A 24,864-nucleotide genomic window follows, 5' to 3' on the forward strand; every position below is an offset into this window, starting at 1 on the left:
ATTCCCGCGCGGCAAGAGCCTGCGCCGATACCTGAGGATCGATGCCATGCTGATGCAGACCCATGAAGCCCGTCTTGCCGCCCTGCGTGAAGAGTTGAAGCGGCGCGGCGTCGATGGCTTCATCATCCCGATCAGCGATGAACATATGAGCGAATATGTCGGCGATTATGCCCAGCGACTGGGCTGGCTGACGGGGTTCGGCGGATCGGCCGGGTTCGCAGCGGTGACGACCACTCACGCTGCGATCTTCGTCGATGGACGTTATACCGTGCAGGTGCGCGATCAGGTCGATGGCAAGCTGTTCGATTACAAGAGCGTTCCCGCCGAAAGCCTTGGCGGGTGGCTGGCCGAGGTGTGCGAAGACGGCGCAACCATTGCCTATGATCCCTGGCTGCACACCTGGGGCTGGGTCGAGGCGCTGGAAAAGCAGGTCAATCCCAAGGGCATCACGCTGGTGCCTGCGGACAGCAATCCGATCGACGCCGTGTGGGCTGATCGGCCTGCAGCCTCGCCCGCGCAGGCGATCGTGCATGATGATGCGCTGGCAGGGCAATCCTCGGCCGAAAAGCGCGCAGCGGTGGCCGATTGGCTGGTGAAGGAAGGCCACGATGCGGTGGTCATCCCGGCGCTGGATTCGGTCGCATGGCTGCTCAACATCCGCGGGGCTGATGTGTCGCATACGCCCGTCGCGCTCAGCTATGTGATCGCGCACAAGGACGGCAGCGCCGAATTGTTCATCGCGCCCGAGAAGGTGACGCCCGAACTGACGCGCCATCTCGGCAACGCGGTCAAAATCCGCGACCGGACAGCATTCGAGCCTGCGCTGACGGGCGAACTGGCAGGTAAAAGCGTCGCGCTCGATCCCGATTTCGCGGTGGTCGGCATTGCGCAGGGCCTGCGCGCAGGCGGCGCGAAGTTTGCCTTCAAGCAGGACCCGACGATTCTTGCCAAGGCGATCAAGAACCCGGTCGAACAGCAGGGCCACCGCGATGCACAGGCGCGTGACGGGGCGGCGGTATCGCGGTTCCTGCGCTGGCTGGAAGTGGAAGCGCCCAAGGGCGGTGTCGATGAACTCGCCGCCGCCGCGCAGCTAAAAGCGTTCCGCGCCGAAGACGCTGGCCTGCGTGACCTCAGCTTCGACACCATCTCGGCTGCCGCCGGCCACGCCGCGCTGCCGCACTACAAGGTGGACGAGGACAGCAATATCCCGATTCCTCCCGGTTCGATCTATCTGGTCGATTCGGGCGGACAATATCCGGGCGGCACCACCGACATCACCCGCACGGTCTGGGTCGGGACGCCGGATGGTTCGGGCGAGCCGACCGCTGAAATGCGCGACCGTTTTACCCGCGTGCTCAAGGGCCACATCCAGATCGACCGTGCCGTGTTCCCGCAAGGCACCTGCGGCGGGCAGCTTGACGTGCTGGCGCGGCAATATTTGTGGGAAGCGGGCGTCGATTACGCCCACGGCACCGGCCACGGGGTCGGCAGTTTCCTCGGCGTGCACGAAGGCCCGCAGCGCATCGCCAAGCCGGGCGGCGGACAGGCCGGCACAGCGCAGGAACTGTTTGCAGGCATGATCCTGTCGAACGAGCCGGGCTATTACAAGGCCAACGCATTCGGCATCCGGATCGAAAACCTCGTGCTGACCGAAGAACGCCAGATCGACGGCATGGAAGGCCGCTATCTCGGGTTCGAGACGCTGACCTTCGTGCCGCTGGATCGCAAGCTGATCGCGCGCGAGCTGCTGACGGCGAGCGAAATCGCGTGGGTGGATGAATACCATGCGAAGGTGCGCGCGCTGCTCGCTCCGCAGCTTTCAGGCGAGGATCTGGCATGGGTGGAGCGGGAAACGCAGCCGCTCTGACCCGGCTTGTCGACACCGCCCTGTTCCTGTAATGTTCTCACATTGGCGAGTCGCAACTGGCGGTGCGCAGAATGGGAGGAACAGACATGATCGGTTACGTTACAGTGGGCACCAATGATCTGCCGCGCGCGGCGGCGTTCTATGATGCGATTGCCGTGCATTTCGGTGTCGGACGGATGATGGACAATGATCAGTTCATCGCCTGGGGCGACATGGCATCGCCCAGCGCCGGGCTGGCTGCGACCAAGCCGTTCGACGATCAGCCCGCCAGTGTCGGCAATGGCACGATGGTCGCGCTGATGGTGGATAGCCCGGAAAAGGTGGATGCGGTCTATGCCACCGCGCTTGCCAAGGGCGGCAGCGACGAAGGCGCGCCCGGACCGCGCGGCGATGACGGTTTTTATGCGGGCTATTTCCGCGATCCCGATGGCAACAAGCTGAACGTGTTCTGCATGGTCGCGCCGACCGGCTGACCGCAGCAGGGTCAGCGCATCAGCCCGCCGATCAGGTTGCGCACGAACCGCCCGGCAATCGGTCCGGCCAGATCGGTCGCGATCGATCCGACGGCCGAGGTAAGGCCTGAGGCAACCGGATTGGCGCGACTTTTCTTGCCGAGCATTTTCGACGCGGCCATTCCTGCCGCGCCGCCAGCGGCAACCTTGACCCCGCGCGAGACTGCCTTGCTCCACAAGCTGGTGCTCTTGCGCGAACGCTTGCCGACTTCCTCTTCGCCCAGTTCGGCGACTTCCTCGGCGGTGGCGGCGGCATCGGCGGCCTTGGCGGCGAGCACTTCTTCCGCGCTTTCGCGGTCGATCCGGGTGTCGTACTTGCCATCGAGCGGGCTGATCGACTGGATGATCGCGCGTTCCTTGGGGCTGACGGGGCCGAGGCGTGACCGCGGCGGCTTGATCAGCGTGCGTTCGACGATGGTCGGCGCACCGTCCTCGTCCAGTGTCGAAACCAGCGCCTCACCGACCTTCAATTGGGTAATCGCGGCCTCGACATCGAGATCGGGATTGATCCGGAACGTCTCTGCCGCCGCCTTGATCGCCCGCTGATCGCGCGGGGTGAAAGCACGCAGGGCGTGCTGCACCCGGTTGCCCAATTGGCCAGCGACTTCCTCGGGAATATCGATCGGGTTCTGGGTGACGAAGAACACCCCGACCCCCTTCGACCGGATCAGCCGCACCACCCGCTCGATCGTGTCCTGCAGCGCCTTGGGGGCATCGTCGAACAACAGGTGCGCCTCATCGAAGAAGAACACCATTTTCGGTTTTTCGGGATCGCCCACCTCGGGCAGGCTTTCGAACAGTTCGGCCAGCAGCCACAGCAGGAAGGTCGCGTAAAGCTTGGGACTGCGCATCAGCTTGTCGGCGGCGAGCACGTTCACATAACCGCGTCCCTGATCGTCCAGCTTCAGAAAATCGTCGATCTCCAGCGCCGGCTCGCCGAAGAAATTGTCCGCCCCTTGCGATTCGAAGCTGAGCAACTGGCGCTGGATCGCCCCGACCGATGGCTTGGTGACATTGCCGTACTTGCCGGAAAGCTCCGCCGCGTTCTCGTTCGCCCATTGCAGCATTGCCTGCAGATCGCCGAAATCGAGCAGCAGCAGCCCATTTTCGTCCGCGTGGCGGAAGATGATCTGCAGCACCCCTTCCTGCGTCTCGTTCAGGTCGAGCAGGCGCGATAGCAGCAGCGGCCCCATCTCGGACACGGTGGTGCGGATCGGGTGGCCCTGTTCGCCGTACAAATCCCAGAAAATCACCGGATTATCGGAATAGGCATAATCGCTCATGCCCAGTTCGGCGGCGCGCGATTCGAGCTTGTCGGCGTGTTTGAAGGTCGGCGAACCCGGCATGGCGATGCCCGACAGATCGCCCTTCACATCGGCCACGAATACCGGCACCCCGGCGGCGGAAAAGCTTTCGGCAAGGCCTTGCAGGGTCACGGTCTTGCCGGTTCCGGTCGCGCCCGCAACCAGCCCGTGGCGGTTCGCGCGGCTGAGGCTGAGCGCCTGCCGCGATCCGGCTCCGCCCAGACCCAGAAAGATATCGGTTGCGCTGTCCGTCATTGCTTGCCCCTGTCGGTTCCCGATCGCCGCGATCGCCCTTTGAGTCGATGTGAAGGGGGCGGACGCAGCGGTCAAGTTCTCGACTTGCGCGACATTTGCGGTATGGCTGGCGCGCATGGGCCAACCATCACCATTCGTGCTGCTCGACGATGCCCGCGCCGGGGAAACGGCCGCCGACGCGCTGCTTTACGCGGCGCCGCAATCGCTGTTCGTGGCCACCCGTCCGGACGAAGTCGAGGGCGTGCTCGCCGCGGCAAAGGCGGCGCGACGGGATAGCGGCGGATCGCTGGCGGGCTATATTTCCTATGAGGCCGGGCTGGCGCTGGAGCCGAAGCTGGCCGCGCTGGCGGGGCCGCGTTCGGGCGCGGCGGGGCCGCTGGTGTGGCTCGGCCTGTTTGCCGCGCCCCGGCGGATTGCCGCTGGCGATGTGGCGGGCTGGCTGGCCGACCGGGCCGAGGGGGCTGGTACCATCGGGCCGATGGAGCCGCAGCTGTCGGCCGGCGGGTATGCCGCCGCGTTCGAGCGGCTGCGGGAGGCGATCCACGCGGGCGATATCTATCAGGCGAACCTCACCTATATGCTGAGCGGTTCGTATCGCGGCGATCCGGTGGGGCTTTACGCGGCGCTGCGTGATGGCAGCCGCGCCGGATATGGCGGGCTGATCTTCGATGGATCGCACTGGCTTTTGAGCTTTTCGCCCGAGCTGTTCGTCGCGCTCGACGGGGCCGATGCCAAGGTCAAGCCGATGAAGGGCACGCGGCCCCGCGCCGCCGATCCGGAGGCGGATCGCGCCATGGCCGAAGACCTTGCCGCCTCGGTCAAGGACCGGGCCGAAAACCTGATGATCGTCGACCTGATGCGCAATGATCTGTCGCGCGTGGCCGAGGCAGGCAGCGTGCGCGTGGATGCGCCCTTCGCGGTCGAAACCTATCCGACGGTGCACCAGATGGTGTCGACCGTGCGCGCGCGCCTCGAACCCGGCAAGGGCGCGATGGATCTGGTGCGGGCGCTGTTTCCATGCGGATCGATCACCGGCGCGCCCAAGATCCGGGCGATGGAGTTGCTGGCCGATATCGAGCGTGATGCGCGCGGGCCTTATTGCGGGGCAATCGGGCGGATCGACGGTGATGGCAACGCTGCGTTCAACGTGGCGATCCGCACGCTGCGCCTCACGCCGGTCGAGAACGGGCAGGGCAACGCGGTGCTCGGCATCGGTTCGGCGATTGTGGCCGATAGCGATGCACTGTCCGAACGCCGCGAATGCGAGGTCAAGGCGGGTTTCCTGCGCCGCGCCGCGCCCGGGCTGGCCGCGCCGCTGTGCGACCTGATCGAGACGATGCGGTTCGATCCCGAAAGCGGGATACCCCTGCTCGAACTGCACCTCGCGCGGATGAAGCGCAGCGGCGCGGAGCTGGGCTTTGCGCTGGACCGCCATGCCTTGCGCAACCAGATTCAGGCGCTGTGTTTCGAACTCGATGCGCCTGCGAAGGTGCGCCTGCTGGCGGCGCGCAGCGGCGCGAGCGCGCTCGAAACCGGGCCGCTGCCTGACGCCATGGCAGAGCCGGTGAAGGTGATCGCATTGCCCAATCCGCTCGATCCGTCCGACTGGCGGCTGGCGCACAAGACCTCCGACCGCGGCTTTTACGATGATGCGCTCGCCGCCGCGCGGGCGATGGGCGCGGACGAAGCGGTGCTGGTGCGGGCAGATGGGCTGGTGACAGAGGGCAGCTATACCAATATCTTTGCCGACGGGCCGGACGGCACGCTGCTGACTCCGCCCGCGGCCGTTGGCCTGTTGCCCGGAATCCTGCGCGAACATCTGATTGCAACGGGCAAGGCACGCGAAGCGGAATTGACGCTTGATGATCTCAACCAAGGCTTCTGGCTCGGCAATGCCCTGCGCGGGCTGATACGGGCAGAACTGATATGACACTCCCCATTCTCTATGAAGACGGCGAAGCACTGGTGATCGACAAGCCTGCGGGCCTGCCGGTCGATCGTCCGCGCAAGGGCGGAATGTGCCTCGACGACCATCTTGACGCGCTGAAGCTGGGCTTTCTGCGGCGGCCGGTGGCGGTGCACCGGCTCGATACCGATACGTCGGGCTGCCTGTTGCTGGCGCGCAATCCCAAGGCGCTGGCACGGTTCAACAAGTCGTTCGAGGAGCGGTTGGTGGGCAAAACCTATCTCGCCATCCTCGCAGGCCGCCCGCCGGGAACGCAGGGCACGATCGAACTGGCGCTGTCCAAGATCAGCTCGGAGGAGAAGGGCTGGCGGATGATCCCGGCCAAGAAGGGCAAGCCGGCCGTCTCGCATTGGGAGATGGTGGGCGAACTCGGCCCCCACAGCCTGATCCGCTTCCGCCCCGAAACGGGCCGCACCCACCAGCTGCGCGTGCATGCGCTGAGCGGCCTTGGCGCAGCCCTGCTGGGCGATCCGGTCTATGGCGCGGGCAATGCTCCGGGGGCGAAGCGGACGATGCTCCATGCCGAAAGCCTCACCGTCACCCGCCCCGGCAAAACCCCGATCGAAGCCCGCGCCGCCCTGCCGGCCGATTTCCGCGCGCTGGGGGCGCATGATGGATGACGGCGGTGATCAGAGCGCGCCGGAACCGCTGAGCGCCCGCGCCATCCGGCTGGCGCAGGAAAGCTTCCTCGCCGGATCGGGGCCGGGCGGGCAGAACGCCAACAAGGTCGCGACCGAAGTCGAACTGCGCGTCAATATCTACGCGCTGCGCCTGCCGCCGCCGGTGTTCACCCGGTTGCGCGCGCTGGCGGGATCGAAGCTGGCGGGCAATGGCGATCTGATCGTCACGTCCAAGGCCCACCGCACGCAGGAGGCCAACCGGCAGGACGCCCGTACCAAGCTCGCCGCATTGCTGGAGGACGCGCAGACCGAACCCAAGCGCCGCGCAAAGACCCGGCTCAACCGGGTGGGCAAGACCGCGCGGCTCAAGACCAAGAAAACGCGCGGGACGATCAAGGCCAATCGCGGCAAGCCGCGCGCGTCGGACTGGTAGCGCCTGCTTACGGCGCACCTTGACTTTTTCCCGCGATTCGGCGAATGGCGCCAGCGTGAGCGGTGTGCCGGGCCTTCCGGGCGCGCCGCATTTGCTTTTTTGACGCCCGCGTTCGGCAATGCGTGGGCCAATCGATTTGACAGGAAACCGCCATGGCGAAGCCCACCACCGTGAAGATCCGCCTCGTCTCGAGCGAAGGCACCGGCTTCTTCTACGTGACCAAGAAGAACCCGCGCAACATCACCGAGAAGATGAGCTTCCGCAAGTACGATCCCGTCGCGCGCAAGCATGTCGAATTCAAGGAAGCCAAGATCAAGTAAGGCTTCTTTCGCGCCTGCCCCTCTATTGTGGCGGGCGCGTTAATTCATCGACAGTTCAAGCCAGCAGCCTTAGGCGCGTCGGCATGGAACAAATCAAAACCACTGCTCGTACCCTGCTGCTTGGCCTTGGAGCCGGGGCGATGGCGTTGGGCCTTGCCCCCCCGTTGCCCGCTGGACTCGCCCCGGCGCCGCTTGCTGCGCAATCGTCCAGCCAGATCGACGCGGCGGTAAACGCCCTGCGCGCGATCAGTACGATGCGCGCCGATTTCACCCAGACCGACCGGCAGGGCAACGTCATGTCCGGGGTGATGACGCTGAAGCGTCCGGGCAAGATCCGTTTCGATTACGGCAAGAATTCCGATTTCCTTGTCATCTCCAACGGCAAATCGCTCTACGTGGTCGATTACGAGGTTTCCCAGGTCGAGCGCTGGCCGATCAAGAATTCGCCGCTGGGCGCGCTGTTCGATCCCGAGCGTGACGTGAAGCGTTACGGCAAGCTGATCCCGACCGGCAATCCGGACGTCATCAGTGTCGAGGTGCGCGATCCCAAGAAGCCCGAGTTCGGAATGATCAATTTGATCTTCGTGCGCAACGCGTCCGCGCCGGGCGGTTGGCAGCTGACCCACTGGGTCGCGCTCGATGCGCAGAATCACCGCACCCGGGTGCAGTTGACGAATCAGCGCTATGGTCTGTCGGTGGCTGACAATACTTTCACCTTCCGCGATCCGCGCCGTTCATCTCGTCGCCCCGGCTGAACGGCTGGGCCGCAACCGGTTGTAAGAAAGCGACAGAATCCCGCAATCGTTCATCTTGCTGAAAGGCTGGAACGGCTAATTATTCTCAACAAGGCGGGCCGAAGGGCGGTTTCCCCCCTGTTGCCCACCCTTCCAAAGGGCCTGTCTTGTACAAGCGTGACGAACGCTAAAACGGAACCCTCGACCCATCGCCCCCGGGTCGGGGGTTTTGTTTTTTTAGGGGTTGGCGTTCTTGTCCCTTCGGCGGTTCAGCTTCGCTTCCGCTGCGGGCGGCCGGTTGGCCTTGCGGTCGCTGTGCGCGACCGATCCAGCGCACAGTCGCGACAACGGCGGCGCAGCGGCCGCAAGCGCGAACGCGCGCCCGAGCTTATGCGAGGAAAGCCAAGTGGGCCGGATGGCCCGCGCCCGGCGCCTGAGGGCGAAACAAAATCAATCCCAGCCCAGTGCCTTGCGGATGATCGAGTAGATAACGTTCTGTTCGATCACGCCGCGCGCACGGTCTGCACCTGGCCCGGTCGCGAACAGCGCAACATCCTCGCCCGCATGGGTTTCGCCCCCGGTGGGCACGGTTGCCTGTTGCCGTGCGGCGATGCCGGTTTCCGGCACGGTTCGTTCCCCGCGCAGCGCGCCGGGGCCATTGGCATAGCCGAGCGTCGTGTAAGGCTTGCCGTCCGCCGCCAGCACCGGCGTTTGGCCGTCCCCGCCATCCTCACCGCGCCCGGCGGGCGGCACCACCAGTCCGAGGATGTCGTTCCCGCGCTGCGGATATCCGGCGATGGTGAACACGTGGCTGTGATCGGCGGTGACGAGGATCAGCGTCTCTTCCGGATCGGTGTGATCGACCGCCCATTGCACCGCGCGCGCGAATTCGACCGCTTCCTCCAGCGCATAGCCTGCCTGCCCGCCGTGATGCGCGTGATCGATGCGCCCGCCTTCGACCATCAGGTAGAAGCCATCGGGATCGGCCTGCAACCGCGCGATCGCCTGCGCGGTCATGTCGGTCAGCGTGGGCTCGGGCGAATCGGGTGTGCGATCAGCCATGTAGGTCATGTGGCTGGGCGAAAAGATGCCGAGCACCGGTGTGTTCATCGGTGCGGCGCGCAGACTGGCGGTGTCTTTCACCACCACGCCGCCGCTGCGTGCAGCCCATGCGCCCGGCAGGTCGGCCGATGCGTCACTGCGTTGCCCGTCCATTTCCTTGCCGTAGAATACCGCCGTGCCGCCGCCCAGCGCCACGTCGAAATCGGCTTCGGCCAGTTGCAGCGCGATGTCCTTGCAGCCCTGCCCTTGCTGGTCTGCGGGGATCGCGGCGTCGGCTTCCCAGTCGCGGTCGGCGCTACGGGTGACGACGCTCGCCGGAGTGGCGTGGGTGAGCCGGGTGGTGGTGACGATCCCCAATGCCAGTCCGCGCTGTTTCACTTCCTCGCCGAGCAACGGCAGCGGGTGCGCCAGCGCATCGGCGCACACGCCCTTTTCCGCCTCCGGACCGATGCCCAGCACGCCGATGCGGGTCTTCACGCCGGAATGCATCGCGGTCGCCGTGCCCGCGCTGTCGGGCACCTGCGCATTGGTGTTGTAGGTCTTGACCAGCGCGACATTGTCGAACTTTTCGAAGCTGAGGCTGTTTTCCTCACCCGTCTCCCCGCGCTTTTGCGCTTCGTAGATGCGCGCGGCGGTGATGGTGGAAATGCCCATGCCATCGCCGATGAACAGGATCACGTTCTTGGCCTTCGGCTCTGCGGGAGCATCCTCGGCATGGGCCGGGAAAGCGGCACCGGACAGCAGCAGGGCGGCAAGGAAGGTGCGGGTCATGGGGCGTCTCCGAAAGTGATGCCTCGCCCTATCGCGCCCCAATGCGTCGATAAAGTGAAAGCTGGAAAGACAGCGTTCTTGCCGTCCTATCGGTTCAGCCTCCGGCTGTGCTTCGCAACCGCTACTTGAGGACGTTCTTGTCGTCCTAACGCTTCGCTACTTGAGGACTGGCTCACACCCCCCTAAGCCCGCGCGCATGATCTCTGTTGCCACCTGGAACATCAATTCGGCCCGCCTGCGCGTAGGGCTGATCGAAAAACTGCTCACCGAGGCAGCGCCCGACATCCTTTGCCTGCAGGAGATCAAGTGCGAGAGCCACCTGTTCCCGGCGGAGGCGCTGGCGGCGCTCGGCTATACGCATCAGGCGGTGAGCGGGCAAAAGGGCTATCACGGCGTCGCCACGGTCAGCCGTGTGCCGATCCGCGAAGTCACCCGCCACGATTGGCAGGACAACGGCGAGGCGCGGCACATCGGCGTGGAAGTGCTGGGCAAGGATTTGGCTGTAGAGAACGTCTATGTTCCCGCAGGCGGCGACGTTCCCGATCGCGAGGTGAACAAAAAGTTCGGCCAGAAGCTCGATTTCCTCGGGCGGATGACACGCTGGGCGGACACGCTGGATCGCCCCACGCTGATCGTCGGCGATTTCAACATCGCGCCGCTGGAAAGCGACGTGTGGAGCCACAAGCAGCTGCTCAAGGTCGTCAGCCATACACCGGTGGAAGTCGAGACCTTGGGCAAGTTCCAGTCCGCGCACGGATGGGTCGATATCGGGCGCGAGCATGTGCCGCATCCGGAGCGGTATTACAGCTGGTGGAGCTATCGCAACCCGAACTGGCAGACCAACGACAAGGGGCGGCGGCTCGATCACATGTGGGCTTCCCCGAGCCTCGCCAAGCAAGCGACTGCGCACCGCGTTCTGGAGGATGTGCGCGGGTGGACGCAGCCGTCCGATCACGTGCCGCTGATCACGGAGTTCGACCTCTGAGTGAGGCTCCATCCCCTGAACGCCGCGCGGCGCAGGCGGTCGACGCGCTGCGCCACGGCTGGCCGCTGGCGTTCGATGGCGGGCCGGTGCTGCTGCCGGTCGAAACCGCCATTGCGTCGGGCGCTAGCGCCGCCCGGATGCTGATTTCCGCCGCGCGCGCGACGACGCTGAAACTCGCCAACCAGCGCGATGCCGCCGTTCCGCACGCGCCGGTGCTGATTACCGGCGGAGAGCCGTTCACCTTGCGCGATGCGCTGCCGATTGCCGATCCTGCGCTCGATCTCGGCAATCCGCTGAAAGGCCCGTTCAAGGCGCTGACGCTCGAGTGGGAGGATACTGCTGCTGCCGCGCTGGAACTGGCACGGATTGCCGGGATCCTGCCCGCGTTTCTGGTCGATCCGGTGGACGCGGGCGAGGCAGCGCCGGTCGCCGCGAGTGATCTGGCCGCCTATTCCGCCGCCGGGGCGCTCCGGATCGTCACCCGCGCGCGGCTGCCCGTTTCGGCCAGCGAAGACGCAGAGATCGTCGCCTTCCGCTCCGCTGCCGACCTGCGCGAGCACGTGGCGCTGATCATCGGCAAGCAGTCCGGCGACCGCCAGCCACTGGTGCGGCTCCATTCCGAATGCCTTACGGGCGACATCCTCGGCAGCCTCAAATGCGATTGCGGCCCGCAGCTGGACGGCGCGCTGCACGCGATGGCGCATGAGGCGAAGAATAGCGGCGGCTGGGGCGTGCTGCTGTATATGCGGCAGGAAGGGCGCGGAATCGGACTGGTCAACAAGCTGCGCGCCTATCGCTTGCAGGATCAGGGCTTCGATACGGTCGAGGCGAACCAGCGGCTCGGCCTGCCTGACGAAGCGCGTGATTTCCCGGTGGCGGCGCGGATGCTGGAACTGCTGGGGGCGGGCCAAATTCGGCTGCTGACCAATAACCCGGCCAAGGTGTCGGCGCTGGAAGCTGCAGGAATCACCGTCAGCGAACGGGTGGCGCACCAGCTCCCCGAAAATCCGCACAATGCCCGCTATCTGGCGACCAAGCGGGATCGTTCGGGGCATTTGCTGATTTAACGCGCCTCGTACTGCTTCAGCCCCGCCGCCAACCGGTTGCCCTGCATCACCACGCGCTCGCCGGTCCAGTCGGCCAGGAACACGCTGTTGCGCTTCAGGCCCGGGACGAAGCGCGCTTCGTTGTTCACCACCTGCAAACCGTCCGACGGGTGGAGGATATCCTCCGCCCCCAGCGCGATGAAGGCCGAGTAGTTTTCCTTGTCACGCCCCTGCACGAACCAATTGTCGGCGATCCGTCCGCGGCTGCCCGCCGGCAGGTCGATCATATAATTGGTGGTGCGCCCGTTCGCATCGTCGAAGCTGTTGCCTTCGATCGTCACTTCGGTTGCGCGCGCTTTCAGGTAGTGTCCTCCGGTGCCGCGTTCGAACCGGCTTTCGCGCACGGTCAGCGCGCCGATATCGCCGATATAGAGCGAGTGCGCGCAGCCCGCGCTGTTCTCGCAGGTGCCCAGTCCGCTGAAGGTCGAACGGGTGATATAGACGCGCATCGCCGGATCGGCCGCGCTGAGGATGCCCTGCTCGCTGTTTTCGAACCGGGCATAGGCGACATTGAGGCTGCCTGCCTCCAGCCGGATGCCCGCGCCGTTGCCATCGGGGACACTGATGCCGGTGAAGGTGAGGCCGCGAATTTCGGCTCCGGTGCCGCGCAGCACCAGCGCCGCCTTGCCCTCGCAGGCTCTCCCGGCGAGCGTGACGGTGCCGGGCTCGGCGGCTTCGTAGACGATGACGCCTGCTTCCTGCACCGCGCATTGGCGGTAGTTGCCGGGAGCGATCCGGATCGTCGCGCGGGTGTTGCCCACCGCATCCACGGCTGCTTGCAGGCTGGCATAGCTGCGCCCGGTCTCGGCCACGGTAAAGCCGCCGTCGCCGCTCTGGGCGAACGCGGCGGCAAGTGGCAGGGCAAGGGCAGTGATCGCGATTGCGGCGCGGGTGTGATAGGCTTTCATGTGCCCCGCGTTACCAATCAATGGTTAAGGCACCGCTTAAGCCATGATTTGGCGCTTGGCCCAATTGCCGCTTGGCGTATCCCCCAAGGCTTGGCTAAACCCCCACGTGCAAGACGGCCGGGCTCAAGCGCGGCAATTCAGCGATACCTTAGGAGAGAGAGTGATGAACACCCGCGCAAGCCTGGCCGCCCTGAGCGGCGCTGTATTGATGCTGGCAGCCTGCGGCAGTGCCGACGACGCCTCGACCGAGGCGACTGCCGACACCGTGGAAATGCCCGCGGACGAGGCGCTGGAGGCGATCAGCGATGAGCCGGTGGCCGATCCCGATGCCACCGCGACCGACGCACCGGATATCGACGGCGAGGCTGCCGCCGAAGTGGAAGCCACCACTGAAGAAGCTGCCGACGCCGCAGCCGATGTGGCTGCCGAGGCTGCCGCTGCTGCCGAGCAGGCCAGCGAATAGGCGGACGAGCCCGTGCGCCGTCTGCTGATCCTCGCCGCGCTCGTCCCCGCTCTCGCGGCGTGTGAGGGCGAGCGCGCCGATGCGCCCGGCGGCGTCAGCCCCGGCGAGGCCGAGGCGTTGGAGGATGCGGCCGACATGCTCGACGAGCGCCGCCTGCCGCCCGAGGCGCTTCCGCCAGAGTCGACACCGACCGGCGCCGCTCCGGCGCGAAGCGGCCAGTGATCCTGCTTCTGATCCTGCCGTGACCCCAAAAGCCGGTGCTGCGGCACCGCCCGAAGGATTGTAATTGCCATGAATGCCCCCAGCGCGCTTTCCGCTCCCCTCAATGCCGGCATGGACGAGGAGGTGTTCGCGCAATTCGCCGAGCAGCTCACCCGCTACGTCCGCGAACGGCTGATCCCGGCCGAACCGCAAGTGATCGCCAATGATGCGATCCCGCCGGAAATCGTCGACGAGATGCGCGAGATGGGGCTGTTCGGCCTCAGCGTGCCCGAAGAATACGGCGGCGCGGGGCTGAACATGACGCAATATGCGCGCGTGGTGAACATCATGGCCTATGCCGCGCCCGCCTATCGTTCGATCTTCTCGATCAATGTCGGCATGTTTTCGAGTGCGCTCAAGAACGGCGCGACCGAAGCCCAGAAGGCGGAATGGTATCCGAAGATCGCCGAGGGCAAGATCGCGTGCTTCGGCCTGACCGAGCCGGGATCGGGCAGCGATTCCGCTGGCCTCCAGACCACGGCTGTGCCCGATCCGGACGGCAATGGCTGGATCTTGAACGGGACCAAGCGGTATATCACCAACGCCCCCCACGCCGATGTCGCGCTGATCATGGCGCGCACCGACAAGCAGGCGCTGCCCAAGAACGCGCATGTTTCCGCCTTTCTGGTGCCGATGAACGCGCCCGGTGTTTCGACCGGCTCGCCCGACAAGAAGATGGGCCAGTCCGGATCGCACATTTCCGACATCATGCTGGATGATGTGCGCGTGCCGGGTGACGCGCTGCTCGGCGGGGAGACCGGCAAGGGCTTTGTCTTCGCGATGAAGAGCCTCGATAACGGGCGCATTTCTGTGGGTGCGGCGGCGACCGGCTATGCCCGGCGCGCGCTCGATTCGGCGCTGCGTTACGCCAATGAACGCAAGGCGTTTGGCGAGCCGATCGCCAATTTCCAGCTGATCCAGGCGATGCTCGCCGACAGCGAGATCGAAATCTACGCCGCCGAAAGCATGATGGCGGACGTCACCGCACGCGCTGACCGGGGCGAGAACATCCTCGTCAAGGCCGCCGCCTTCAAGGTCTTCGCTTCCGAGATGTGCGGCCGGGTGGTCGACCGGGTGGTGCAGGTCTACGGCGGCGCGGGGTATCTGGCCGAATACGACGCCGAACGCTTCTTCCGCGATGCGCGCATTTACCGCATTTACGAAGGCACCACGCAGATCCTCCAGCTCCAGATCGCCAAGCACATGCTGCGCGAGTGGAAGGAGACTGCTTGAGGTGCCGATGCCCGCCCCATTGCAGCTAGGTTCGCTGCGCTCACCAAGCTTCATTCCCCTCCCGCAAGCGGGAGGGGCGCGAGACTTGCCAGCTTGCTGGCTAGTCGCAGCGGGGTGGGCCTGAGCGACCGATGTACAACCTCCTCAACGACCTCTCGATCATCGAAGTTTCCAGCTTCGTCGCCTCGCCCACGGCGGGGCTGTATTGCGCGCAGATGGGGGCGGAGGTGATCCGCGTCGATCACACGGCGGGCGGGCTGGATTACAACCGCTATATGCTGACGGCCGAGGGGCGCTCTCTGAGCTGGGAGAACCTCAACCGCGCCAAGAAATCGGTCGCGCTCGATCTGCAATCGGGCGCGGGGCGCGAGCTGTGCGTCGAACTGGCGGCGAAAACCGGCCAGTGCATCACCAATCTGCCCGAACGCAGCTTCCTCGGCCATGCGGCGATGGCGGCGCAGCGGGCGGACATGATCAGCCTGCGCATCATGGGCTGGCACGATGGGCGTCAGGCGATGGACTTCACCGTCAACGCTGCCGCCGGATACCCGCTGATGTGCGGGCCGGAGGACTGGGACCCGGCCACCGCGCCGCCCGTCAATCAGGTGCTGCCCGCGTGGGATTTCATCACCGGCGCCTATTCCGCCTTCGCCATGCTCGCGGCGCTCCACCACCGGGGCCGCACGGGGGAGGGCAGCGAGGTGCGCGTGCCGCTGGGCGATGTCGCGATCGGAACGCTCGCCAATTCGGGGACGATGGCGGAAATGCTCTATCGCGGGGCCGACCGCGAGCGGCTGGGCAATGCGATCTGGGGCGCGTTCGGGCGCGATTTCCGCAGCAAGGATGGTGTGCGCTTCATGGTCGCCGCGCTGACGCCCAAACAGTGGGTCGGCTTGGTCGAGGCGTTCGGGGTCGAGGCGGGAATCGCTGCGCTGGAGAATGAACTGGGCGTGCGCTTTGCTGACGGAGACACGCCGCGCTTCCGGCACCGGGCCGCGTTGTTTACGCTGTTTCAAGGCGCGGCGGATGGGTTCGACTATGCCGATCTCGCCGCGCGCATGGCCGCGCAAGGCTGTACCTTCGAACGCTATCGTACCGCACATGAGGCCGCGAACGACAGGCAACTGGTGGCGGATAATCCGCTGTTCGGTCCTTCGCCCGCCAACCCTTCGGGCTTCGAATACCCTGCCACGCGCAGCTTTGCGAACCTTCCGGGTCATGAGGTCGGCGATCCGCGCCCCGCGCCGTATCTCGGCGAGCATTCGGAGGAAGTGCTGGCCGAGCGGCTGGGGCTTTCCTCGGGCGCGATCGGCAAGTTGGTCGATGCGGGCACGGTGGCACTTTCCGACGAGAACAGATAACCCAAGTCCGTTCGTGCTGAGCTTGCCGAAGCACTGTCCTTCTTCGAGGGACACGGATCAGAAGAAAGTGCAGCCCTTTGAGAAGCTCAGGGCGAACGGAGAGTTGAAAGCATGACCAGAAGAGCCGCCATCTGCACCCCCTTGCGCACCCCGGTGGGCAAATTCCTCGGCGGGTTGTCGAGCATGAATGCGGGCCAATTAGGCGCGGTGATCCTCGGCGCGTTGATGGACCGCAGCGGGATCGATCCCGCGCGCGTCGACGATGTCGTGTTCAGCCAAGGCTACGGCAATGGCGAAGCGCCCGCCATCGGCCACTGGGCGTGGCTTGCGGCGGGGCTGCCGTTGGAAGTCCCCGGTTTCCAGCTGGATCGCCGCTGCGGTTCGGGCGTGCAGGCGGTGGCGACCGCCGCGATGATGGTCGAAACCGGCATGGCCGATGTCGTGGTGGCCGGCGGCGTTGAATCGATGTCGAATGTCGAACACTACACCACCGATCTGCGCGGCGGGGTGCGGATGGGTGACATGGTGCTGCACGACCGGCTCAGCCGGGGCCGGGTGATGAGCCAGCCGGTCGAACGCTTCGGCGTCATCACCGGCATGATCGAAACCGCCGAGAACCTTGCCAAGGATTACGACATCACGCGCGAGGCAGCCGATGCATTCGCGGTCCGGTCGCACCAGAACGCCGCGCGGGCGTGGACCGAGGGGAAGTTTGCCGAGCAGCTGGTCCCGGTCGCCATCCCGCAACGGCGCGGCGATCCGGTGATTGTCGACCACGACGAAGGCTACCGCACCGACGCCAGCATGGAGACGCTCGGCGCTCTGCGCCCGATCGACGGCAAGCGCGATCCCGCCGCCATCGTCACCGCGGGCAATGCCAGCCAGCAGAACGATGCTGCCGCCGCATGTCTGGTCGTCGCGGAGGACAAGCTGGAGGAACTCGGCCTCACCCCGATGCTGTGGTTCGGCGGCTGGGCGGCGGCGGGGTGCGATCCTTCGCGCATGGGGATCGGCCCGGTGCCTGCGGTGGAGCGCCTGTTCGCGCGGCGCGGATATTCGTGGGACGATATCGGGCTGGTCGAACTCAACGAAGCCTTCGCCCCGCAGGTGCTCGCCGTGCTGAAAGGCTGGGGCTGGTCGGAGGATGACAGCCGCCGCGATATGCTCAACGTCAACGGATCGGGCATCAGCTTGGGCCATCCCATCGGCGCGACCGGCGGGCGGATTCTGGCCGACATGGCGCATGAAATGCACCGGCGGCAGGTGCGCTACGGGCTGGAGACGATGTGCATCGGCGGCGGGCAGGGGATCGCCGCCGTGTTCGAGCGCGCCGCATGAGCTTTGGCGCGTGGATCGGGCGGGAGCAGGCGGCCAGCGACCGGCTCGATGAAGGGCTGGCGACGCGCTGGCTCGCCACCTTCGATCTGCCGCGCCCGCATCCGGCGATCATGCCGCAGGGCATCCACTTCGCGCTGTGCACCCCGGACGCGCCAACCGCGCAGCTTGGCGAGGATGGGCATCCGGCGAGGGACGATAGCGCCGTCAGCTTTCTGCCGCCCTTTCCCATGCCGCGCCGGATGTGGGCCTCCTCGACAATCGCCTTCAACGCCCCCATCGCGATCGGCGCAGTGATCGAGCGCACCAGCCGCATCGCTTCGGTCAGCGAGAAGGAAGGCGGTTCGGGCCGCCTCGCCTTCGTCGATGTCGAACACCATACCCGCGCCAACGGCACGCTTTCGGTGATCGAGACCCAGACGCTGGTCTATCGCGAGGCGGCTGCGCCCGACGCACCGCTCAGCCCGCCGCCGCCGGGTGAAGGCCTGTTCGACGCTGCCGGATGGGATGCACACCGGGTGCTCACCCCCGACCCGCGCCTGCTGTTCCGCTACTCGGCGCTGACCTTCAACACCCACCGCATCCATTACGATGCGCCGTATGCGAAAGACATCGAGCGGTATCGCGGGCTTATCGTCCACGGTCCGCTGATCGCGAGCCTGCTGCTGCAACTCGCCGCCAGCGAGCTGGGCGCAAACCGGCTCTGCAAGTTTCGGTTTCGCGGCCTGTCCCCCGCTGTCGCAGGCGAGCCGCTGCATCTGGCGATGCGCGAGAGCGAGGAGCGGTATGACCTGGCCGCTTTCGCCGATGACGGGCGGCAGGTGACGCAGGCGAGCGCGGCGCTTTAGCCCACCGGATAATCCGCAATCGGTTGCAACACCCCGTAACTTTCCGCCACCGGTTCGCGCCCCAGATCGGGGAAGGTGATGCCGGGCGGTTCCTCATGCGTATCGGGAATCCGCCCCAGCAGATCGCGGATCAGCGTCAAGCGACCGCGCTTCTGGTCGTTGAAGTCCACCAGCGTCCACGGCGCGTGGGGCGTATGCGTCGCCGCCAGCATCGCTTCACGCGCAGCTGTGTAATCATCGTATTTCTCGCGCGCGGCGAGATCGATCGGCGATAGCTTCCAGCGCTTCAACGGATCGTCCAGCCGTTCGCGCAGGCGTTCCTCCTGCTTCTCCTGATCGGTTGCCAGCCAATATTTGAACAGGAGTATGCCATCATCCACCAGCAGCCTTTCGAACACCGGCACCTGATCGAGGAATGATGTGACCTGCGCATCGCTGGCGTACCCCATCACCTTTTCCACCCCGGCGCGGTTGTACCATGACCGGTCGAACAGCACGATTTCGCCTGCGCACGGCAAGTGGGCGACATAGCGCTGGAAATACCACTGGGTCAGTTCGGCTTCGGTCGGCTTGGATAGGGCGACGGTGCGGCACTGGCGCGGATTGAGCTTGGCGCGCACCGCGCTGATCGCGCCGCCTTTGCCGGCGGTGTCGCGCCCTTCGAACAGCACCACCACCCGCGCACCCGTGGCCCTGACCCAGCGGGCCATGCTGACCAGTTCGTGCGTCAGCGGTTCGAGCGCATTGTCATATTCGCCGCGCTTCATGCCCATTCCGCCCACTCCGATTTGTCCTTGCCGTGCGTCGGTGATAGTATCATCTGCAACGATATGGCCACGATTGCAGACCCTACCCCCGATTACGCCACATTGCCCGAAATGTCGGGCGATGTCTTTACCGCGCCGCTCGCCAAGCCCGCCCATGTCGGCGAGGACTGGCTCGAGCCGAAGCAGACCGATTATACCGCCGAAGACGACGCTGTATGGAACGATCTGTTTGCCCGCCAGATGGAAGTGCTGCCCGGCCGCGCGGCAAGCGCCTTCATGGCGGGGCTGGAAAAGCTCGATCTGGGGCGCGGCGGCATTCCCGAATTCGGCACGCTGTCAGAGGAACTCGGCGCGCTCACCGGATGGAGTGTGGTGCCGGTGCCGATGCTGATCCCCGATCACGTGTTCTTCTGGCATTTGGCCAACCGCCGCTTTCCCGCTGGCAATTTCATCCGCACCCGCGAAACCTTCGACTACATCCAGGAACCCGACGTTTTCCACGACGTGTTCGGCCATGTCCCGATGCTGACCGATCCGGTCTATGCCGATTACATGCAGGAATACGGCCGCGCCGGGTGGAAGGCGATGCGGTATAACCGCTTGAAGGCGCTGGGTGCGCTCTACTGGTACACGGTGGAGTTCGGACTGATCGAGGAAGCCGACGGTATCCGGGCCTATGGCGCGGGCATCCTGTCTGGCCCGACCGAAGCGCGGTTCGCGGTCGAGGCGCAAAGCCCCAACCGGATCGTGCTCAACGTCGACCGGGTGATGCGCACCGATTACGTCATCAGCGATCTGCAACCGACCTATTTCGTTATTCCCGGCTTCGAAGACCTCTACCGCCAGACGGTGGAGCGGGATTTCGACCGCTTGTACCGCAGCCTTCCGGCAGGCTTTACCTATGCCAATTCGGCGGTGATCGATGTCGATAATGTGCTGCACCGCGGGACACAGGAATACCACTTGCGCGGTGGGCGCGGCAGCGGGGCTGCGCCGGTCTAGGCTTCTGCCTTGCGCCGCAGTACCGCGTGGTACAGCACCAGCGCGACCGCAGTCGCCGCCAGCGCAACGCCGAGGCCGAGGAACGACAGGCTGCCCAGCATCGTCCCGCCATTGGCGATGACCCCTGCAACCAGCGAAACGACCACGCCAACGGCGATCTGACGCAGAATTGCGCCCGGTGCTTCGGTACGTGCGATGATCGAGGCCAGCCACCCCGTCGTCACGCCCAACATGATCAGCACCAGTAACGCCATTTCCGGCAAACTCTCCAGGGAGTGCGGGCAAGGTGCCCCGCTCGACTCCCAAACCACTGTGCGCTCCAGTGGTTCCTGAGGGATGCAGATCAGCGCAGCATCAGCCACGCAATCGCCGCGCCGCCGACCACGATGCGGTAGTAAGCGAAAGGCGCGAAACCGAAGCGGCTCACATAGGTGACGAAGGCGCGGATCACGACCAGCGCGGTCAGGAAAGCGGCGATCAGGCCCAGCGCGATCTCGCCCCAGCCGATCAACCCGCCGCCCGCCAGCAGCTTTTCCGGCTCCGATGCGATCTTGACCGTCGCCGCCCCCAGCATCGTCGGCACGGCAAGAAAGAAGCTGAATTCCGCCGCGGTCTTGCGGCCAACGCCCATCGCCAGCGCACCAAGGATGGTCGCGCCCGAACGGCTGGTGCCGGGAATCATGGCAAGGCACTGAATGAATCCGATGCCGATCACTTTCGCCAGCGGAATGTCCGCCACGCCGGTATCCGGGCCGGGGCGCACGGTTTTTTCCAGCCCGATCATGGCGATCCCGCCAACCAGCAGCGCCCAGGCGACCACCAGTGGGCTTTCCAGCATCACGTCGATCTGGTCTTTCACCGACAGGCCGATCACTGCCGCCGGGATGAAGGCGACCAGCAGGTTGCGCACGAACCGAACCGCCACCGGCTCCCACCGCAGCAGGCCCATGAACATGCCCCAGAGGTAGCGAAAATAGGTCACCACCACGGCCAGAATCGCGCCCAGCTGGATGACGATATTGAACTGCGCCCACTGCGCGGCATCATAGCCGAACAGCTCGCTGGCAAGGATCAGGTGCCCGGTCGATGATACGGGGAGGAACTCGGTCAGCCCTTCAAGGATGCCGAGCAGGATCGCCACAATGGTTTCGCTCATGGCCGAGGCGCTTTGACGAGCCGCGCGGCAGTGTCAAACCAAAAGGCCCGCTCCTTTATGAAGGAGCGGGCCATAGATCGGTTTCACCAGATCCGCACGCGCTGTTTCGGCGGAATGTACAGCGCATTGCCGATATTCTCGCTCAAGGAAAAGCGTGAGTTACGCCGCCACGTCGGCGAATTGCAGCCGGGCGAGCCGCGCGTATAACCCGCCCGCCTTGCTCAGTGCATCATGCGTGCCCTGTTCCACGATCCGGCCATCTTCCAGCACCACGATCCGGTCCGCCGCGCGCACCGTGGCGAGGCGGTGGGCGATCACCAGCGTCGTGCGCTGCGACATCAGCTTTTCGAGCGCCTGCTGCACCAGCTGTTCGCTTTCGGCATCCAATGCGCTGGTCGCTTCGTCGAGCAGCAGGATAGGCGCATCGCGCAGCAGCGCGCGGGCAATGGCGACGCGTTGCTGCTGGCCGCCCGAAAGCTGCGTTCCGCCTTCGCCCAGATAGGTGTCGAGGCCATTGGGCAACGCCTTGATGAAGCTTTCCGCGTTGGCAGCGCGCGCCGCGTCCCAGATCTGTTCGTCGGTCGCGTCCCACTTGCCGTAGCGCAGATTGTCGCGCGCATTGGCGCTGAACAGCACCCCGTCCTGCGGCACCAGCGCGAGGCGCGCGCGGATATCGCCCGGATCGGCGCTGGTCAGCGGCACGCCGTCCAACCGGATGGTGCCGACCTGCGGATCGTAGAACCGTTCGACCAGCTGGAAAATCGTGCTCTTGCCAGCGCCCGAAGGGCCGACGATGGCGACTGTCTCGCCCGGCTCGATCTCGAGCGTGAAGTCCTTCAATGCCGCCACCTCGGGCCGCGCCGGATAGCGGAAAGTGACATTGCGGAAGCTGAGGCTGCCGCGCGCCGGTTCGGGCAGGCGTTCGGGCCGTGCAGGCGGAGCAATTTCGGGGCGGGATTCGAGCAATTCGGCCAGCCGGCTCGCCGCGCCGGCACCGCGTAGCAGATCGCCGTAGACTTCGGTCAGCGACCCCAGCGCGCCTGCGACGAGCCCGCCGGTAAGCACGAACGCGGCAATCGTGCCGCCGCTGATCGCGCCTTCCGCCACCGCCAGCGCACCGCGCCACATCACCAGCACCACCCCGCCGAACACCAGCAGTATCACGATCGAGGTCATCGCTGCGCGCAGCACGATCCGCCGCCGCGCGGTTTCAAAGGTTTCCTCCACCACGCCGGCAAACCGCGCGCTTTCGCGCCGCTCCTGCCCGAAGCTCTGCACGATCTTCATCGCCGATAGCACTTCGGTGACATAGGCGCCGACATCGGCGATCCGGTCCTGACTGGTGCGCGAGACCGACCTGATTTTACGCCCGAAAAAGACGATCGGCGCAATCACCAGCGGAATGCCGATCAGCAGGCCCAGCGTCAGCGACGGGGCGAGATACAGCAGCAAGCCGATCCCGCCGATCGCGGTCAAGGAATTGCGCAGCGCCACCGATACCGTGGTGCCCACCACATTCTCGATGATCGCCGTGTCCGACGTCATCCGGCTGGAGATTTCCTTGGGGCTGTTCAGTTCGTAGAAGCCGGGAGATAGACGAAGCAGATTCTGCTGCACTTTCAGCCGGATATCGGCGACCACCCGTTCGCCGAGCCAACTGACGAAATAGAACCGCAGCGCCGTGCCGATGCCGAGGATGACCACGATCATCAGTAGGTACTGGAACGCCTGCCCGATATCGTCAGGCGTAGCGGTGCCGCCGAAGGCTTCGTCGATGATGACCTTGAACCGCCACGGAATCGCCAGTGTCGCCGCCGAGGTGATCAGCAGCGCCAGCAGTGCGAGCACGATCTGGCGCGGGTATTGCACCGCCGTGCCGTACACCATCCGCAGCGGCCCGAGCGAGCGCGAGCGCGGAGTGTCCTCGTCCACCGCAACCGCCACGTCGGCAGCCACTTCCGGCAGGGCCGACGGCTCGCCGCCGCTGTCGGGCTGGGCTTCGGAAGGTCCGCGCGTCTGGGGTTCGCCATGCATATCCGCGCCGCCCTAGCCTTAACGCAGGCGAATTTCACGTGCAAAAATCGGGATAGTGATGGGCTTTACCCGCTGCGCCTGCTCTGCGCCACCGCTACACCACCCAATTGTGCATTGCACAATAGAGCGCAAAGGCCCATCTGAAGCATCAAGCGCCCTTCCAAGCGGCGCAAATTGTTCGCGATGCCGGAGTGCCACACGATGCTTTACCACGCCTATGAACTGCAACGCAGCTGGATGAACAGCGCCAGCGCGCTGGCTTCGATCAGTTCGGGCATGCTGTCCAACCCGGCCAATCCGCTCGGCTACATGGGCATGGGGCCGATGGTCGCCAATGCGCTGGAAGTGTTCGCCCACGCCACCGCGCATTACGGCAAGCCCGCGTTCGGGATCGAGACCGTGGAAATCGGCGGCAAGGCCCATGCAGTCACCGAAACCACGACATTGAAGCGTCCGTTCGGCGATCTGCTGCGCTTCCGTGTTGAAGGCACCCCTGAAGACCGCCCGCGCCTGCTGATCGTCGCGCCGATGAGCGGGCATTATGCCACGCTGCTGCGCGGCACGGTGGAGCGGATGCTGGAAAGCTGCGAGGTGTTCATCACCGACTGGGCCGATGCCAAGACGGTGCCGACCGATGCGGACAATTTCGATCTCGACGAATATATCGATTACCTGATCGAATTTTCCGAGCATATCCACGATGAGGCAGGCGGCCAGCGCATCCACATGATGGCGGTGTGCCAGCCTTCGGTGCCCGCCTTCGCAGCGACCGCGCTGATGAACCTCCACAATTCGCCTGCCACGCCCGCCACTTTGACGATGATGGGCGGGCCGATCGACACCCGCGAATGTCCCACCGCGGTCAACAACATGGCGATGCAGCGCCCGATCGAATGGTTCCGCCAATCCGTGATCGCGACGGTGCCGGCGAAATATGCGGGTGCGGGCCGCCGCGTCTATCCCGGCTTCATGCAGCTCAACGCGTTCATGAGCATGAACCTGTCGAGCCACATGATGAGCCACTACGAGATGTTCAAACACCTTACCGTGGGCGACGATGCAAGTGCGCAGGCGACCAAGACCTTCTACGACGAATACCGCAGCGTGTGCGACATGACGGCGGAGTTCTACCTCCAGACTGTGGAAGAAGTGTTCCAGAAGCATTCGATCCCCAAGGCCGAGTTCCGCCACAAGGGCGAGTTGGTCGACATCAAGCAGATCACCGACACCGCGCTGCTCGCCATCGAAGGCGAGCGGGACGATATCTCGGGCCTCGGCCAGACCCGCGCGGCTTTGAAGCTGACGCCGAAACTGCCCGATGCCAAGAAGCGTTACTACATGGCCGAAGGCGCCGGGCATTACGGCATCTTCAACGGCAGCCGCTGGCGCGACAAGGTCGCACCGGTGGTGGAAGAATGGATCGCCGCCCACTCGGGTTAAGGCGTCCGGCAGGGCTGCATTCGCGGCGAGTTGCGGGCTTGCGCTTTTCATCCGTGCCGATGCCGGATATCCCGCCGTCCCAGAACGAATGATCGGGGGCGCTCGCCGGTCCGGTCCCGAA

At 65.3% G+C, this 24,864-nt stretch carries 24 protein-coding genes; 17 read left to right on the forward strand and 7 right to left on the reverse strand.

From position 1 onward, the window contains the following. The first annotated feature begins 46 nt into the window (after positions 1–46). Positions 47–1,867, forward strand: a complete 1,821-nt coding sequence (locus Q0L48_RS07985) for an aminopeptidase P family protein (protein WP_296719393.1) — start codon at positions 47–49, stop codon at positions 1,865–1,867. Positions 1,868–1,953: 86 nt separating this feature from the next. Then, positions 1,954–2,340, forward strand: coding sequence for a VOC family protein (locus Q0L48_RS07990; RefSeq protein ID WP_296719395.1), 387 nt, complete (start codon positions 1,954–1,956; stop codon positions 2,338–2,340). An 11-nt stretch (positions 2,341–2,351) separates the two neighbouring features. Here Q0L48_RS07990 and Q0L48_RS07995 read toward each other — a convergent pair whose 3' ends face one another. Then, positions 2,352–3,938: a helicase HerA-like domain-containing protein gene (locus Q0L48_RS07995; protein ID WP_296719399.1), complete on the reverse strand. Its 1,587-nt coding sequence runs from the start codon at positions 3,936–3,938 to the stop codon at positions 2,352–2,354. 115 nt (positions 3,939–4,053) lie between these two features. On the opposite strand from Q0L48_RS07995, the gene pabB reads away from it, so the two are divergent. The 5 genes from pabB to Q0L48_RS08020 all read left to right on the forward strand — a co-directional run bounded on the left by pabB (position 4,054) and on the right by Q0L48_RS08020 (position 8,032). Continuing rightward, positions 4,054–5,868 carry an aminodeoxychorismate synthase component I gene (gene pabB / locus Q0L48_RS08000; RefSeq protein WP_296719401.1) on the forward strand — a complete coding sequence of 605 codons (1,815 nt, stop codon included), beginning with the start codon at positions 4,054–4,056 and terminating at the stop codon, positions 5,866–5,868. After that, entirely contained in the window at positions 5,865–6,524 is a 660-nt protein-coding gene (locus tag Q0L48_RS08005) for an RluA family pseudouridine synthase (RefSeq protein ID WP_296719404.1), read from the forward strand. The genes pabB and Q0L48_RS08005 overlap by 4 nt, the downstream gene beginning before the upstream one ends. Then, the gene (arfB, locus tag Q0L48_RS08010; RefSeq protein WP_296719406.1) at positions 6,517–6,957 is read left to right on the forward strand and encodes an alternative ribosome rescue aminoacyl-tRNA hydrolase ArfB; all 441 of its coding nucleotides are present in this window, start codon (positions 6,517–6,519) and stop codon (positions 6,955–6,957) included. The genes Q0L48_RS08005 and arfB overlap by 8 nt, the downstream gene beginning before the upstream one ends. Before the next feature lie 152 nt (positions 6,958–7,109). Continuing rightward, positions 7,110–7,277, forward strand: a complete 168-nt coding sequence (gene rpmG / locus Q0L48_RS08015) for a 50S ribosomal protein L33 (protein ID WP_017664380.1) — start codon at positions 7,110–7,112, stop codon at positions 7,275–7,277. A gap of 83 nt (positions 7,278–7,360) precedes the next feature. Further along, positions 7,361–8,032, forward strand: coding sequence for an outer membrane lipoprotein carrier protein LolA (locus Q0L48_RS08020; protein ID WP_296719410.1), 672 nt, complete (start codon positions 7,361–7,363; stop codon positions 8,030–8,032). Positions 8,033–8,461: 429 nt separating this feature from the next. On the opposite strand, the gene Q0L48_RS08025 is transcribed toward Q0L48_RS08020, so the two are convergent. Next, on the reverse strand, positions 8,462–9,844 hold the full coding sequence (locus Q0L48_RS08025) for an alkaline phosphatase (RefSeq protein ID WP_296719413.1): 1,383 nt from the start codon (positions 9,842–9,844) through the stop codon (positions 8,462–8,464). A 196-nt stretch (positions 9,845–10,040) separates the two neighbouring features. Between Q0L48_RS08025 and Q0L48_RS08030 the strand changes: the two genes are divergently transcribed. Both Q0L48_RS08030 and ribA read left to right on the forward strand, forming a co-directional pair. Beyond that, entirely contained in the window at positions 10,041–10,829 is a 789-nt protein-coding gene (locus Q0L48_RS08030) for an exodeoxyribonuclease III (protein ID WP_296719416.1), read from the forward strand. Beyond that, complete coding sequence (gene ribA / locus Q0L48_RS08035) at positions 10,826–11,896, forward strand: GTP cyclohydrolase II (protein ID WP_296719700.1); 1,071 nt, start codon at positions 10,826–10,828, stop codon at positions 11,894–11,896. The genes Q0L48_RS08030 and ribA overlap by 4 nt, the downstream gene beginning before the upstream one ends. On the opposite strand, the gene Q0L48_RS08040 is transcribed toward ribA, so the two are convergent. Beyond that, positions 11,893–12,843 (reverse strand): right-handed parallel beta-helix repeat-containing protein, encoded by a 951-nt coding sequence (locus Q0L48_RS08040; RefSeq protein ID WP_296719419.1) that lies wholly within the window; start codon positions 12,841–12,843, stop codon positions 11,893–11,895. The genes ribA and Q0L48_RS08040 overlap by 4 nt on opposite strands. A gap of 163 nt (positions 12,844–13,006) precedes the next feature. Between Q0L48_RS08040 and Q0L48_RS08045 the strand changes: the two genes are divergently transcribed. From Q0L48_RS08045 to Q0L48_RS08070, 6 genes are all read left to right on the forward strand, one after another. Further along, entirely contained in the window at positions 13,007–13,306 is a 300-nt protein-coding gene (locus Q0L48_RS08045; protein WP_296719421.1) for a hypothetical protein, read from the forward strand. A gap of 12 nt (positions 13,307–13,318) precedes the next feature. Further along, a complete protein-coding gene (locus Q0L48_RS08050; protein ID WP_296719422.1) occupies positions 13,319–13,528 on the forward strand; it encodes a hypothetical protein in 210 nt (69 codons plus the stop codon). A gap of 69 nt (positions 13,529–13,597) precedes the next feature. Continuing rightward, positions 13,598–14,800, forward strand: coding sequence for an acyl-CoA dehydrogenase family protein (locus Q0L48_RS08055; protein ID WP_296719425.1), 1,203 nt, complete (start codon positions 13,598–13,600; stop codon positions 14,798–14,800). A 131-nt stretch (positions 14,801–14,931) separates the two neighbouring features. Further along, on the forward strand, positions 14,932–16,161 hold the full coding sequence (locus Q0L48_RS08060) for a CoA transferase (protein ID WP_296719428.1): 1,230 nt from the start codon (positions 14,932–14,934) through the stop codon (positions 16,159–16,161). A 111-nt stretch (positions 16,162–16,272) separates the two neighbouring features. Next, entirely contained in the window at positions 16,273–17,499 is a 1,227-nt protein-coding gene (locus Q0L48_RS08065; protein WP_296719430.1) for an acetyl-CoA C-acetyltransferase, read from the forward strand. Continuing rightward, positions 17,496–18,344: a MaoC family dehydratase N-terminal domain-containing protein gene (locus Q0L48_RS08070; RefSeq protein ID WP_296719433.1), complete on the forward strand. Its 849-nt coding sequence runs from the start codon at positions 17,496–17,498 to the stop codon at positions 18,342–18,344. Before Q0L48_RS08065 ends, Q0L48_RS08070 begins: the two co-directional genes overlap by 4 nt. Here Q0L48_RS08070 and ppk2 read toward each other — a convergent pair. Further along, the gene (gene ppk2 / locus Q0L48_RS08075) at positions 18,341–19,117 is read right to left on the reverse strand and encodes a polyphosphate kinase 2 (protein WP_296719436.1); all 777 of its coding nucleotides are present in this window, start codon (positions 19,115–19,117) and stop codon (positions 18,341–18,343) included. The two genes, Q0L48_RS08070 and ppk2, sit on opposite strands and share 4 nt — an antisense overlap. 57 nt (positions 19,118–19,174) lie before the next feature. Between ppk2 and phhA the strand changes: the two genes are divergently transcribed. Then, entirely contained in the window at positions 19,175–20,113 is a 939-nt protein-coding gene (gene phhA, locus Q0L48_RS08080) for a phenylalanine 4-monooxygenase (RefSeq protein WP_296719438.1), read from the forward strand. Here phhA and Q0L48_RS08085 read toward each other — a convergent pair. The 3 genes from Q0L48_RS08085 to Q0L48_RS08095 form a co-directional block, all read right to left on the reverse strand. Continuing rightward, on the reverse strand, positions 20,110–20,367 hold the full coding sequence (locus tag Q0L48_RS08085; protein WP_296719441.1) for a hypothetical protein: 258 nt from the start codon (positions 20,365–20,367) through the stop codon (positions 20,110–20,112). The genes phhA and Q0L48_RS08085 overlap by 4 nt on opposite strands. 89 nt (positions 20,368–20,456) lie before the next feature. Then, positions 20,457–21,269, reverse strand: a complete 813-nt coding sequence (locus Q0L48_RS08090; protein ID WP_296719443.1) for an undecaprenyl-diphosphate phosphatase — start codon at positions 21,267–21,269, stop codon at positions 20,457–20,459. Positions 21,270–21,428: 159 nt separating this feature from the next. Continuing rightward, positions 21,429–23,303, reverse strand: coding sequence for an ABC transporter transmembrane domain-containing protein (locus tag Q0L48_RS08095; protein WP_296719446.1), 1,875 nt, complete (start codon positions 23,301–23,303; stop codon positions 21,429–21,431). A 201-nt stretch (positions 23,304–23,504) separates the two neighbouring features. On the opposite strand from Q0L48_RS08095, the gene Q0L48_RS08100 reads away from it, so the two are divergent. Beyond that, a complete protein-coding gene (locus Q0L48_RS08100) occupies positions 23,505–24,743 on the forward strand; it encodes a polyhydroxyalkanoate depolymerase (protein WP_296719702.1) in 1,239 nt (412 codons plus the stop codon). Positions 24,744–24,864: the final 121 nt, after the last annotated feature.

The organism is Erythrobacter sp., from assembly GCF_024305245.1.
Taxonomy (GTDB): Bacteria; Pseudomonadota; Alphaproteobacteria; order Sphingomonadales; family Sphingomonadaceae; genus Erythrobacter.